This window comes from Microcoleus sp. FACHB-68, assembly GCF_014695715.1.
Lineage (GTDB): Bacteria > Cyanobacteriota > Cyanobacteriia > Cyanobacteriales > Oscillatoriaceae > FACHB-68.
This window is the reverse complement of record NZ_JACJOT010000013.1, coordinates 592166-606266: the sequence shown is the minus strand read 5'-3', so window position 1 is coordinate 606266 and position 14101 is coordinate 592166. Positions and strand designations below refer to the sequence as shown.

Genomic DNA, 14101 nt, shown 5'->3' with positions numbered 1-14101 from the left:
CAAAAAGCGGGCACTCAACCCTACTATCGCTGCCAATCATGAGTTGAGCGATGCCTTATGGGAAGCATTCGGAGCTATAAATCATAGTCTATTTATAGATTTCTACCCGAATGCTATGCCACAAAAGCACGCTTCTAAGACATGAAATCATCACATCAAAAAGGGAAATAGCATGACAACCTTTAAGATTAGAAGCCAAAAATTTATTACCAACGACCTCTTAGCTTCCTTTGTGGTATTTCTCGTTGCCCTGCCTTTGTGTATGGGAATTGCAATTGCTTCAGGAGTACCACCGGCTCTCGGATTACTAACCGGAATGGTGGGGGGAATTATTGTTGGTACAGTTTCCGGTTCTCCGCTACAAGTTAGTGGGCCGGCAGCGGGATTAGCCGTAATTGTTGCCCAATTAGTTCAAGAGTATGGCATCGAAATGCTCGGCCCTGTATTGATGCTTGCCGGCTTAATTCAGTTACTCGCCGGCATCTTTAAACTCGGTCAATTCTTCCGTGCCATGTCGCCGGCAGTGATTTATGGAATGCTTGCCGGTATTGGGGTGCTGATTTTCTCATCCCAATTTCACGTCATGGTTGATGACAAGCCTTATACACACGGCTTCGAGAATCTACTTTCCATTCCAAAAGCGATCTACAAAGGCATTTTTCCCATCGATGGCAGCACTCATCACATCGCCGCTTTAATCGGTGTCACAACAATCATTACCCTGATTTTGTGGGAAAAATTTAAGCCTAAACGTTTGAACTTGTTACCCGGTGCGCTGATTGCCGTGGTTTTAGCAACTGCAATTGCTAGTGCCATGAAGCTACCCATTCAATACGTTGATGTGCCGGCAAATTTAGCTGATGCGATTCGATTGCCGGTGCCGGCAGACTTGTCACGGCTACTGCAAGCACCATTACTCACGGAAGCCATTGCAATCGCCTTCATTGCCAGTGCAGAAAGCTTACTCTCCGCCGTCGCAGTAGACCGGCTGCATCAAGGGCCAAAAACAGATTTTGACCGCGAATTAGCCGCCCAAGGCTTAGGAAACATGATTTGCGGAGTCTTAGGGGCGCTACCCATGACGGGCGTGATTGTCCGCAGTTCTGTTAACGTGGAAGCCGAAGGAAAAACCCGTCTTTCTACAATTTTGCACGGCGTTTGGTTGCTGGCGCTGGTGGTTGCCGCACCGAATATTTTGAAACTTGTTCCGACAGCTAGTCTTGCCGCAATTCTGGTTTATACCGGCTACAAATTGGTGAGTGTGGAAAACATCCGCAAACTGAAAAAGTACGGACGTTTTCCGCTGGCGATTTACTTTGCCACCTTATTAGGAATTATTGCCACCGATTTGCTCACCGGCGTTTTGATTGGAATTTTCCTCTCAGTCGTTAAACTCATTTACAAAATCTCTCGCCTGAATATTTCTTTAGTTAAACATGAAAAAAGACAGCGAATGGACTTATATCTGGATGGAGCTGCAACATTTGTTCGTTTGCCAGAGCTTGCCACGATTTTAGAGCAAATTCCGCGAGAAACTGACTTGCATCTCCACTTAGATAAACTGGCTTATATCGATCATTCCTGCCTGGATTTGTTCTCAACCTGGGCAAGCCAACAAGAAGAAACCGGCGGCTCTCTTGTTGTCGAATGGGAGCGTTTGGTCGAGCGTTATCATAAACCTTTGATGTCTTCAGGGCGACCGCCGGTGACTGCCTAAAAACTGTTGAAGGCTGTTAAGTCTTCGGAGATTTTCATCAGAAAGCGTCTCAGGGTTTTTGATCAAATACAGAATTTTAGTTTTCTAATTCCCGAATGCCGGCTCATTTCAATCATGAGCCGGTTTTCATTAATATGAGATACAGGTATTGTGCGAAAATAACGCAGATTGGACTGGAATAGGTTTTCACAATGCAAAATCGGCTCACAGATGAATGGCAAGTTACCCTTGAAGAAGCTGCCTGAGCAATCGACGGAGGAACATTAATGACTGTTACCATCCCCATTGGTGCCATTGAACTCACTGCCGGTAGCATGATCACCATTCATAACCTGTCCTGGCAGGAGTTTGAGGAGATTCTTATCGAACTGGGAGAACAGCGCAACACGCGGATTGCTTACTATCAAGGAACGCTGGAAATCATGTCTCCTTTGGCATTGCAGGAACGTTCCCATCGCATTATTGCTTACATACTCACAACAATTTTGGATGCCCAAGGACAGGACTGGGAAGATTTTGGCTCAACGACTTTGAAGCAACCAGACATTGCCGGTGTTGAACCCGATACCTGCTTTTATATCCAGAATGCCGGTCGTGTTCGAGGTTGTACCAATATGAATTTGGAGGTTTACCCACCTCCCGATCTTGCCATTGAATCTGATGTTACTTCAAAGACGACCTTGAATGCTTATCAAGCCTTGCGCGTTCCGGAAGTGTGGATCTATCGAAATCGCAAACTGACGATTTATATTCTCCAAAATGAGACCTATACTGAATCATTGATTAGTCTGACTTTTCCCGATCTGCCTATTACTGAAATGATTCCCCAGCTAGTGCAAAAAGCGATTGATGAAGGAACCAGTCGGATGCTGCGCGAACTGAAAAGACAATTGGGTAAATAACTGGAAAGACATAAATAAAACATGGATAATACCACTCGCCTCCAGAAGATTTTGGTTGATTCGCCGGTGGGTGTTGTATTGCCGGCAATCTCCATGCTCAATCTGCCGAATTGGTGGTTAGCCGGTGGTGCAATCCGAAATACGGTTTGGAAATCGCTGTTTGGTAATGAATGTCAGTTAATTATTAACGATTTTGACATTGCCTTTTTTGATGCGTTGGGAGATCGTGAGCAAGAACTCACGGCGAAAGCGACCCTTACAGCGCAGTTTCCTAACTATAAATTTGATGTTAAAAATCAAGCAAGTTTTGCGCGTTGGCGTGCCGGCAGCCGGTTGTACAATAGCACTGAAGATGGAGTCAGTGATTGGCTGCACACAGCAACGGCTGTAGGCGTTCGGTTAGATGAGCGAGGACAATGGCAGTTCTTTACTCCTTACGGTTTAGATGATTTGTTTGATGGTATTATCAGGCCGGCTCCAGCACATTTACACAACCCAAATGCGGAGAGTAAAGCGGCTTCATTTTTACAAAAATGCCCTTGTCTGCGTCTTGCTTAGAAATTGCCGGCAATATTAGTAAGGTTTAGATTAAAAGAATGAACGTCTTACCAACTTGATATAATTGCCTGGATGTGATCCAAGCAATCAAGTGCCTCCCAGTGATATTGACCGTATTAGAGAGAAAATTCGATTCCGTCAGTACGATATGTCAGCTCATGCAATGGAAGAGATGGCTGAGGATATGCTGACTATTCTGGATGTAGAAGAGGCTGTTTTAACGGGTCAAGTCATACGGGTTGAAAAAGACGATCCTAGAGGAACAAAATATATAGTTGTAGGGACTGGATTAGATCAACAGATACCTGTTGGCGTGGTTGGACGTTTCGCTAGCAACGGACGTTATCTGATAATCACTGTTTACGAAGTCACTGAGTTGGAGGGCTAGTTGTATGTATGGATACAAATGCGAGTATTGTGAAGGAAACGTTCAACCTCGCACTGTCAAGCGTGAAGCCTTCAAACACAAAGATGGATTTGTCATTCTTGAAGATGTGACGATTGGTGTTTGTGATGTCTGTGGGAATCGATACTACAGTGCGGATATTCTCCATGCTGTTCACGCCATTGCAACTGGGGCAAAATCGCCTGAGAGAACCGAACAGATTCCAGTCGCTCATTTAGAATCTACTTAAGTTAGCGCGACTTGCCATCTTCGCTGGAAGATGTAGAGGCATTAGAAGAATTGCTAGGATAATGACTAATTGAGGGAATTGAATATGGAAAACAATCTGCTAGAACGTATCACTCTTAACCCAGAAATTTGTCATGGTAAACCCTGCATTCGTGGACTTCGCTATCCGGTGGAATTCATTCTAGAGTTACTGAGTTCTGGCATGAGTACCGAGGAGATTATGGAAGATTACGATGACTTAGAATCGGCAGACATTCTTGCTGTATTAGCGTTTGCAACCCGATTGACTCAGGTTAAAAGCATTCATAGGGTACTCCAGTGAAGTTTCTAGTCGATGCTCAGTTGCCGGTTCGGTTGGGTAGGCTGCTGCAAATATCTAGCTATGATATAATCCACACTAGAGACTTACCTTAGCAAAATGCGACGATAGATTCTGAAATCAATGCCATTTCGATGCAGGAGGAGCGAATTGTGGTAACGAAAAATCGGGTTTTTGGATTCTTTCTTGCTTCGTCAGCAACCCTACAAGCTGCTTCTAGTCACGACTAACACTATTACGAATACTGAACGGAAGTATTCCTCACTTAATATAAACACTTAATAAACTAATAACTGTGATGGAACTTTCTGACACAAATAAAGATTTAATACGGGTTTTAAAATATAAATAAACTTACATTAGGCATATACATTGAAGAGAAAAACACATAATTTTCTCTCAATTGGTTAAACTAAGGCTATTTTGTCATAAGTCAGCTTAGTTTAATTCGTGTTAGGAGAGAAACATACTATGGCCGTCCGCTTGCTTAGCCGATGTATTAGGCAATGAAACCAGCACTACAGTTGAGGTAAAGTGATATGAACAATGTATTTTTTAAAATAACTGTTCCTAGTGATAATGATGGATTTATTACTATTCAATGTCCTTTTTGTAATGATAGATTTAAGCTAACAGTAGAAGATTTTAAAAGAGAAGATATTATCGAAATATTTTGCCCTTATTGCGGACTTCGGGATGAGCCTAGTCATTTTTATACAGATGAAATCGTTGAACAAGCTCAAGTTGTAGCTAGAAACTATACAAAATCTCTCCTTAGCCAGTCCTCAAAAGATTTAGAGAAAACCTTCAAAGGCAAAAAACATATTTCGTTTAAAGCAGGCAAGCCAATTAAAATGGAAAGTGAAAAGATTTTGTTTGAACACGAAGAGTTAGAGGTTACGAATCTGGATTGCTGTCAGTTTATTGTTAAAACCAGAGCTTTGAGTAAGGAAATAGGCATTTACTGCCCTTGTTGTGGAGTCAGATGAAATGGAAAGCGAGATTAAGATTAGTAAAAAAGAGCTGCAAAAGCTTTCTGTTACATTTAGGACAGTAGCAAGCCGACTTCTTAGAACAAGATTTCAAGAGGGAATGAGCAACTTAAGGAGATTTATCAATTTTATAGAAAATGATCCGATTATTTATAATTTTATCCAAAAACAGCAACAGCAGTCTACTATTTTCGATATAGAATATATTTTGAGTAGTCCACATATAGAATTTCCAATTCCGGACGAAAGTGACGAAGATGAAGTAGCGTTTACTTACCAGCTTTTAAGGTATGGACTCAATAAATATCCTAGCAATCCTCATGGTTATGTTTGGCTGGCTCAAGCAGGCTTTCAAGGTAAAAATCAAGAAAAAGTGGATTTATTCAACAAAAACTTGGTTCAACCTTTTGTACGTTATATAGAAAATCATCTCACTCACTTACAAATTGATATGGGTGAAGATGAACAAGTTAAAATACACATACAAGTTTATGGAAATAACTTAGGAGACATTATGACCTCGGCAGATAATCAGTCCAAAAGTATCAATTATAGTTTCGGGAATTCCAAATGGGGGGGTGGCTTTGCGGCTGAGGGCGGTACTCAGTATGGTGGCACACTGAATGACTTCTCCCAGAACATTAGTCAAAACCTTGATGAAATTAGTAGCCTGATACAATCTCTTCGCAGCAATGCTCAGGAGTTTCCAACTGAAGAGCGAGAGCAGGTTTTAGTACATCTGGAAGATTTAGAAGAACACATTCACAAACCTGAGAAACGCAAGCCAGACAGAGTCTTAGCTATCGTCACTGCATTGTTCGCGATTGGAGGTGTTGTTGCGACAGGGACCGATTTTGCCAATAACGTTCTAGAACTTTCTGAGAAGGTAGGATTTCCCCGTGAAATGATTCAGCCCCAATTTCCTCAATAACCACCGCATAACAGCCATTGCCGTCTTCCCGGATTTTCCCCATAGGGGCCGCCACCCTTTAAACGCTCTGAGGTATGCTTTCCTCAAAGCAGGGAAGTGGAAACTCAGAACATGGTAGAGGATGAGACAACGAGAATTGCCTTAAAAACCGGCCTCTTGCAACGAGTCAAAGCATTAGGGCTACAGCAAGCCTTATTTCCCTCGGATGGAGGGGAGATCGATGAAATGGTGCGACAGCTAGAAAGCATTAATCCTATCGCGCGCCCACTCCAACCGGCATCTCTCCCTTCTCTACTCGGTAATTGGCAATTGGTGTATGCCTCAAAAGGAACCGTCGTCACCCGCCGGCTTGCTTCAATGCCAGATTTTGGGGAAACAATCAAAATCAAACGGGTGTGGCAAACTTTGGCTGCCGGCAATTCTGGGAAAATTTTTGCCTCTAATCATGCTTTTCTTGACTTACCCCTGCTAGGTGAATGGCAGTTACAGGCTGCCGGCATTTGGACTTGGGGCACAGATGAACAAATGGCTAAAGTCAGCTTTGACAGTTTTTCTGTGCAAGCAACAAAGTTTTTTGGTATGGAAAGTTGGCGTTTTCCGGAATTGAAAATCCCTGTATTAGAATTTCTCCGCAATGAGGCAGAGTGGACAACTTCCTATTTAGATGAAGATATCAGAGTCGGAAGAGGTGCCACCGGCAATCTGTTTGTGTTTCGCCGTGAGTGACTGATGAAGAGAGCCGGTTGCTCATTAATCGTTGGTAGAAATGCAAAATTTTGTGATTCTATTTTTTGGACAAAAAATGCCGGTTTGTCTATATTAGTTGAGGACAAACCGGCAATCTTTTTTTGCGGAACTAATTAGAATGCAATGAAATCAGCAGATGTGAGGCTGCCGGCAGAAACTCCCGTGAGAGTTGCTAGCAATTCATCGCTACTGGTTAGCCGGATCAAAGTATTGCCGGCATTCACATCTGTGCCTTGAGAAATAGTTAATTGCTCAAACAACAAATTACCGGATAAACCGATTAGATCTTGACCATCTGTAAAGTCAGTGATCGTGTCGCTACCGGCACCGGCAGCTAAGACAAAAACATCATTGCCATTGAAGCCGGTTAAGATGTCGTTGCCATTGCCACCAATCAGAGAATCATTGCCATTATTGCCATTGAGCGAATCATTGCCGGCACCTCCATTTAATAAATCATCCCCATTTTGACCGAGGAGAGTATCGTTGCCGGTGCTGCCGTTGAGGATGTCGCTGCCGTTTCCTCCACTAATGCTATCTCTTCCAGCGGTTCCGTTAATGGTATCGCTGCCGTTACCGCCATTAATAGTTGTGATTTCGCTGGCTAAATTCAAACCAATAATCACTGGATCATGATCAGATGAACGGTAAGGCGTTGCGGTGTAAAGATCCGGTGAGGTTCCACCTGAAGGCGTTTTAAATTCCAGGTTGTAATCTAAAATTCGAGGTTCATCAGCGTTAATATGCCACTCGGTTACACCGGCAACTTGTGCGCTTAAATTCGCCGTCGTCAACGCGTGATCTAAATAGCCGGCTTGTCCGTCAAAAACGTAGGAATAAGGATTCTCAACAAATCGATCCAGTTGATCAATTAACCCACCATTTCGTAGCACATCAATCGGATCTTCTTCGCCGTAAGCATTCAAATCACCGATCACCAAAACATCCTCATCTCCCGATGATGTTTTGAGGTTATTTACAAATTCAAGCAACGTTTCTGCCTGTTGCGTGCGCTTGAGATTCCAAGCACCCTGTCCATCGCCTTGATCTGCATTCGGATCGCTAGAATTGCTGGGTGCGCTGCCTTTAGATTTAAAGTGGTTCACCACGGCTGTAAACGTTTCGCCGTTAGAATTGAGGCTAAATGTCTGCGCCACCGGCAGCCGGTCAAAAATTGCCTCTGTGCTGCTGGTTGCGGAACCAGTCGGCGTCACTTCATCGGGTTTATAAATAAAGGCGGTTTTGATTGCATCCGTTCCCACGCCGGTCGCTGGATCGCGGATATAATCGTAAACATCTGCGCCGATATATTCATTTAAACCATTCACCAAATCGGCAATTGCAGAATTCGCTCCATCTCCATCATTTTCGATTTCAATTAAGCCAACGACATCTGCATCCATCGCCGACAAAGCTGCAAAAATCTTGCTACGTTGACGCTCAAATTCAACGGCACTACTGGCACCGCGAGACGTGGGAAACCCGCCACCCATGCCATCACCGTTGAAATAGTTAAGCACATTAAAACTGGCAACTTTAACATTTCCTCCAACTTCTTCAGGTGCGGCAGTGCGGGGATTGGTTGCTGCAAACGTTGGGGTAACGGTTGGCTGAATGCGATAACTATTGAAACCGTAACCGAGGACACCTGTTAAATTTGTGGTGGTGTCGCCACTCCGCAGGGTGTTATTTGCATTTAAGAAAGGAATCGTTGCAGGATTCTGAACATTGCTGCCATCATCAAGGAGAATTCCACGCAGATTGTTAGCGGTTTGAGCCGTTGTTACAGCCGCTACGTTATCCTCATCATTTTCTGTTTCAGAGGAAGGAATATCCGTTGGATCGATAACGTTGGTGGGATTAAAAAGCCGGCCTTCTGATGAGAGCAAGACTTCCCCAAATCGGCCTAAATTAAAGTTTTCTGTGACGGTTAACGTTTCGGGGAAATTAACCAGCATTCCCTCATAACGTTCCAAATCACCCACGGCTGCCACCGGCAAGTCAAGGGTAAGCGGAGAAACTGTCCCGGAACCCGTTACACTCAAATCGCTGAGATTGCTAATTTGGGTTTGATTGGAAAACTCAGAAACGCTGCCGGTGAGTTGCACCGCATCGCCAATATTGACATCAAGACTATTCGGCGCAAACACAAAAATGCCATCAGACGTTGTGGCATTACCATCACCGGCAGCATCTTGAATAAAAAAGCCGTTTAAGCCGGCACTTCCTTGAAAATCGCCGACAACTACGCCTTGTGTTGTAACCGTATTCCCCACAAGCGAACTCGCTGCGCCGCTGCCTTGAATATCGTAGATAGGAGTCAGGGTAAATTCGTTATCAATGATGTTGACATTAACATTAGGAACCGGCGTCAAACTGTTAGAATAGGCAGGATCACTGCTGCTTGTAATCGTGTGGCTGATTGTGCTGGTGTGGGGAGAACCTTCGGCATCCAGATCGTTCACGGCTCTAACCGTAATCGTTTGCGGGTTGGTATTATTTAACGTCAGGTTAACCGTGTTGAAAAAGTTAACGCCATCGCTGCTAATTTGAGTTTGTTCGTCGGCAGCAATTTCAAGAGTTACAGAACCTGCCGGCGCAGTATTCAACGCAATATTATAAGTATCGGTGGTTTCTCCGGCTTCATTAACATCCGTACTTCCGGCAGTTTGAGTAATCGTAATGCCGGCAGTTGTACCGCCGCCATCTGCCGTATGAGTGCCTAAATTATCAAAGCTATCCGTAGCAAATCCATCCCATTCTGTACTGGGATTAAACGCATCGGTGGGATTAGGATCGCCGGCAATGATGCTACTTTTGCGACGCAAAGTGTTGTCAGCAGTGCTGCTCAGTCCGCTTCCCCATTCAGTCCCCGGATCAACGCCAATTTGTCCAATCGCATCAACAATCGTCCCACTTCCGCCACCTCTCCGCAATACAATCGCATCGTCCCCGTTAAACCAAGATGCCGCACTGGTTTGATCAGCTTGTGCGAGAATAGCGGCGCTGGCGTTACTCTGTGCGAGTACAAAAACTTCCCCGTTTGCAACGGTGCCGGTGAGATTAATCGTTAAGCCGGCACTGGTGCTGCCGTTGAAGTACATTTGCACCACATAACCTTCTGCTGCTAAATCGATTGCAGTGCCGGTGCCGTTGTAGATTTCCAACGCTTTGTTATTACTGCTTCCCTCGATATATTCTGAGAAAAATAAATCCGCCATAAATCCCCCCTTTCCTAACTGTTGATTGAATTTGCAAGATCGCTTTTGTTCTGACAAAGCAGAAATCACAGCGCAGCGTTATAGAATTTCAGGAAGCTTTCAACTCTCTCCGTAAAATTCCGCAAAGTTTACTGTTTCTTTACCGAGCGTTAACCGTGCTTTTACTGAGAGCAACACCCGTCAAAAAGTTATCACTTATACAGAATTTCTGTAAAGTGATTTAGAAGACACTGAAGGTAAAATTTTGGTTAAGTCGGATTAATTTTGATTTGAGATGAGCTAATTGTGGAGAAAGCTGCATCTCATAATCTTATTGTTAATTCGATTTTAATTATATATAAAATTTAGGGCGCAATACAGCGCCCTAACATATAGCAATCTTCTGCGATTGGTTAATGATTATCCCCCCCAAAAGCTTGGTGTGCCGGCATCTTACCCGCTCATGTTAGGACACCCAATTTAGGAGTGCTATAGCCAATGAATGCAAGTGAAAACTGCGAAGAAGTTCAGGATGCGGGTTGCTGTTTTGAATTTTTATAGATTTCCGGTAACTTCCACCAAGGAACATTAGGATTTTCGTGATGTTGTTGGTGGTAGCCAAAATGATAGCAAGTCACAAATGACCAGAAAACTGGAAACTCACTGCTTTGTGCTCGATGGGAATTCGTATAGCCTCCTTTGGGTTCTCGATGGGGTAAGAAAGTCCCAAAATAAAATAATTGCAGCGAACTCAAAAGTGAAGGAAGACCCCAAAATAGCTCTAAATTTAGTTCGGGAATATGAGTTACAGATCTAACAATATTAAAGATAACCATTAATCCAATAATTTGCCTCCAAGTCGTGTAACTCATCATAAAATGGAAATACCACGCAAAAAAGTTTTTGTGCTTTAGATCGTGAAAATCGGGATCGAGTTCAGTTGCCGGATGTTGGTGGTGTACTCCATGCTTTTTCAGTAACTTTTTATAGGAAAAGAGAGCGTAAACAAAGACGGCTGCTGAACCGATCAAATTGTTAATTTTGCGATTTTGAGGAAAGACTGCGCCATGCATGGCATCATGAGAAATAATAAATAAGCCCGTGTACATAAAAGTCTGCCAAAGGATAGCCGGCAACACCAACCACATGGGAACTTTGGAAAGATCCAGGTAAAACAAGAAAACCAGGCTGCTCGCCCATAGCGCAAACATCGCAAAAGCGATTAAAATTCCCTTGCTTCCCTCTTCATTTTTAGCGTTTGCAGAAATTTCTACGAGTGGCAGCGATACTCTGGTGTTAACGCTTGAAGAAATTTCTATGGGTGGCAGGGAGGCTCTATCGAGCTGAATCATACTTTGACTCCGTGTAGCTTAAAAGTGAAAATTTAGGAACCTGATCATCAAGACAAGACGGCACACTAGGCAATAAAATATTATCGCCACAACGCTCTAAAACATAGCTTTATCTGTAGGAATTTTTGCAGATAAGCAAAAATAAGAATGCTTTATAGCCGATTTTTACAACAATGAGAAAATTGGGCTTGATCTTAGTATTTTTTATGCACCAGCAGCTTCAATCTCCTTATGACAGAATAACATATTTACATTTATTTACAATTTACTTGTGATTTAATTCTAGCTTTCCCTCCAGCCCTGATTATCTGCCGGCAGTTTAAATACCTCGCATTCCTTAAGGATGATATCATTATGGGGAAAACTGTGTTAGAAAGCACACTCCTACGTTTCGCTTCAACCGGCTCTACTTTTACTGCTTTTACAAATAAAATGACGCTTGCCGGTGAAAGGCTAGCAAATCTTTTTTATTCTGGCTCTAACTACGGAGTGAAATTGCGGTGAAACATCCGACAAAAGTTAGAGTTTATATTTAACGATTTTGAATAAAATAAGATAACAAAATAGCATTTTCAGGATAAGGAGTATGGCTGGCACAGTATTAATTACGGGTGCGTCTGAAGGCATCGGCAAAGCAACCGCACTTTTATTTGCTCGCGAAGGGTACGATTTAGTATTAGCAGCGCGTCATGCGGATCGATTGGAAGCGGCTGCCGGCGAAGTGCGATCGCTCGGACGTTCCGCACTCGCCGTCCCTACCGATGTCACCGATCCCGTGCAGGTGAATGCGCTGATCCATAGAGCACTAGAGCAATTTGGCAAAATCGACGTGCTGATCAACAATGCCGGTTTGTACATATCCGGGCCGGCAGATAAGTTTTCCCTTGAGGATTGGCACTCCTGCTTAGACCTCAATCTTTGGGGATATATTCACACAATTCACGCATTATTGCCGCATTTCATTGAACGAGGAACCGGCACGATTGTTAATATTAGTTCCATCGGCGGCAAAGTTCCCATTGCTTATTTAGTGCCTTACTCCACGAGCAAATATGCCGTCACCGGCTTAACAGAAGCACTGCACGGGGAACTCGCACCCAAAGGCATTCATGTTTGTGGAATTTATCCCAATATAATCAAAAGTAATTTTTTGGAACGGGCGATTTTTCGAGGTACAGATGAGCAAGACACTCAAGCACGTCATGATCAGGTGAAGCAGGTGCTAAGTGTTCCCGTCGTGGAAAAGCCGGAAGATGTCGCCAAAGCCGTTTGGGATGGAGTCAAGCATAAGCGAGCTGAGGTAATAGTGGGTTCGGCTAATATGTCAAAGGCAGCTTATAGCTTGCTTCCCGGCATGATGCAGTGGGTATTCCGGCGAACATTTGCGCTCAAAGATAATAAAGTATCGGGATAAACTCAAAGGCGGGATACAAAAAAGCTGTCTGTGTTTCTTCCCCTAGCCTCTAGTCCCTAAAGCCGCCTGCTTTAGCGCTGGACGATCAACCTTAACAGCCTGCTCAACAATATCAGCAGCTCGTTTCACGCCACCGGCTTGAGAGATCGCTTGCTTGATCCGCAAGGCATTTTGTAAGTAAGAATCTTCTGTCAGCACCCGCTGAATGGTTGATCGCAGCGTGGGAACGCTCAAGCTAGATAAACCAATCACTTCCCCAGTCCCCGTCCAGCGAATTCGTGCGCCGGTTCCGGGCTGTTCAAAGGTAATGGGAATGGCAACCAGGGGAACGCCGTAGCTGAGGGAATCGAGCACCGTGTTCAGTCCCCCGTGAGTAATGGTTAAGCTTGCTTTGGCGAGCACTTCCATTTGGGGCGCGTACTCAACCACTAATGGGGAACCGCGAAGTTGTTGAACCGCTTCTGCATTCATCCCGCCCCCATGCGTGATCACCAGTTGCACATCTAGCCCTTCACAAGCAGCGGCGATCATTTGAAAGAGTTCGTGCTTCGTGTTTTGCAAACTGCCCAGTGAAGCGTAAATTAGTGGTTGGCCGGTTAACCGTTCAAACGGAAAAGAAACCGATCGCGGCGAGGCATTGCGAAATGGCCCGGTGTAATGGAAGTGCGCCGGCAGGTTGGTGTTGGGGAAATCAAAGGCAGCCGGCTGCTGGCTAATGTGGGCCAGTCGGGCAGCGGAGGCGTACAAGTTGCGATATGCCGGCAGTTTCCACGCTTGCCGGTAGTGATTGAGCGCTTGCAAAATCGGTTGGCTGCTGCGGTCTAGCATATAATAAACGGCCAGATTGCGAAGCCGCGCCCACCAAGTATTGTGGTAACTCCAAGGCGTGAAAAACGGGGGAACATCCGCTCTGCGGTGCATTGCCTGAGCGCAAGAGACGCAAATAAAAGGAATACCAAGGAATTCGGCGACTGTTTCACCGGCAGGTTCGAGCTGATCGACGAGCAACACTTCAATCCCCGCCGCCTTAATCGCACCTGGGGCATCTTCGCAGATAATTTCAGTAATATGCCGGCAAAAATCGAGTGAGTAGCGCAGCGCTTCCATATCGCTCAATTTACCGAGTTGCTCGCAAGTTTCAGCCAGAAAACCGGGCCGGTAAAGAGACTGCCCAATGGGCCAATAGTTCAGCCCTTCTGAGCGCACTTTAAGTTCTACATCAGGAATTTGCAGAAAAGTGACGCGATGACCGCGTTTTTGCAGTTCTCGTCCCAAGGCTGCCTGGGGATTTAAGTGACCGGGAAACGGCGGGCAAATAATACCAAAGTGTGTCAT

General features: G+C 44.5%; 13 protein-coding genes. 10 read left to right on the top strand and 3 right to left on the bottom strand.

Annotation, left to right across the window (positions count from 1 at the left end; translation table 11 throughout):
- Window positions 1-172 precede the first annotated feature (172 nt).
- From H6F73_RS20210 to H6F73_RS20170, 9 genes are all read left to right on the top strand, one after another.
- Window positions 173-1717 carry a SulP family inorganic anion transporter gene (locus H6F73_RS20210; protein ID WP_190760549.1) on the top strand — a complete coding sequence of 515 codons (1545 nt, stop codon included), beginning with the start codon at window positions 173-175 and terminating at the stop codon, window positions 1715-1717.
- Between the two features lie 266 nt (window positions 1718-1983).
- Window positions 1984-2619: a Uma2 family endonuclease gene (locus tag H6F73_RS20205; RefSeq protein ID WP_190760548.1), complete on the top strand. Its 636-nt coding sequence runs from the start codon at window positions 1984-1986 to the stop codon at window positions 2617-2619.
- A gap of 21 nt (window positions 2620-2640) precedes the next feature.
- Window positions 2641-3177, top strand: a complete 537-nt coding sequence (locus tag H6F73_RS20200; RefSeq protein WP_190760547.1) for a nucleotidyltransferase family protein — start codon at window positions 2641-2643, stop codon at window positions 3175-3177.
- A 91-nt stretch (window positions 3178-3268) separates the two neighbouring features.
- Window positions 3269-3565 (top strand): DUF4258 domain-containing protein, encoded by a 297-nt coding sequence (locus H6F73_RS20195; RefSeq protein ID WP_190760546.1) that lies wholly within the window; start codon window positions 3269-3271, stop codon window positions 3563-3565.
- 4 nt (window positions 3566-3569) lie between these two features.
- A complete protein-coding gene (locus H6F73_RS20190; protein ID WP_190760545.1) occupies window positions 3570-3812 on the top strand; it encodes a YgiT-type zinc finger protein in 243 nt (80 codons plus the stop codon).
- Between the two features lie 84 nt (window positions 3813-3896).
- On the top strand, window positions 3897-4133 hold the full coding sequence (locus tag H6F73_RS20185; protein WP_190760544.1) for a DUF433 domain-containing protein: 237 nt from the start codon (window positions 3897-3899) through the stop codon (window positions 4131-4133).
- A 536-nt stretch (window positions 4134-4669) separates the two neighbouring features.
- Entirely contained in the window at window positions 4670-5119 is a 450-nt protein-coding gene (locus H6F73_RS20180; protein ID WP_190760543.1) for a TFIIB-type zinc ribbon-containing protein, read from the top strand.
- 1 nt (window position 5120) lies between these two features.
- Window positions 5121-6053, top strand: coding sequence for a hypothetical protein (locus tag H6F73_RS20175; RefSeq protein ID WP_190760542.1), 933 nt, complete (start codon window positions 5121-5123; stop codon window positions 6051-6053).
- Between the two features lie 96 nt (window positions 6054-6149).
- Window positions 6150-6779 (top strand): PAP/fibrillin family protein, encoded by a 630-nt coding sequence (locus H6F73_RS20170; protein ID WP_347239578.1) that lies wholly within the window; start codon window positions 6150-6152, stop codon window positions 6777-6779.
- A 134-nt stretch (window positions 6780-6913) separates the two neighbouring features.
- Here H6F73_RS20170 and H6F73_RS20165 read toward each other — a convergent pair whose 3' ends face one another.
- Both H6F73_RS20165 and crtW read right to left on the bottom strand, forming a co-directional pair.
- Window positions 6914-10021 (bottom strand): ExeM/NucH family extracellular endonuclease, encoded by a 3108-nt coding sequence (locus H6F73_RS20165; RefSeq protein WP_190760541.1) that lies wholly within the window; start codon window positions 10019-10021, stop codon window positions 6914-6916.
- A 506-nt stretch (window positions 10022-10527) separates the two neighbouring features.
- Window positions 10528-11352 carry a beta-carotene ketolase CrtW gene (gene crtW, locus H6F73_RS20160; protein ID WP_190760540.1) on the bottom strand — a complete coding sequence of 275 codons (825 nt, stop codon included), beginning with the start codon at window positions 11350-11352 and terminating at the stop codon, window positions 10528-10530.
- 586 nt (window positions 11353-11938) lie between these two features.
- Here crtW and H6F73_RS20155 point away from each other — a divergent pair.
- Window positions 11939-12766 carry an SDR family NAD(P)-dependent oxidoreductase gene (locus H6F73_RS20155; protein WP_190760539.1) on the top strand — a complete coding sequence of 276 codons (828 nt, stop codon included), beginning with the start codon at window positions 11939-11941 and terminating at the stop codon, window positions 12764-12766.
- 42 nt (window positions 12767-12808) lie between these two features.
- Here the strand turns inward: H6F73_RS20155 and H6F73_RS20150 are convergent, their stop codons facing one another.
- Window positions 12809-14101 carry a glycosyltransferase gene (locus H6F73_RS20150; RefSeq protein ID WP_190760538.1) on the bottom strand — a complete coding sequence of 431 codons (1293 nt, stop codon included), beginning with the start codon at window positions 14099-14101 and terminating at the stop codon, window positions 12809-12811.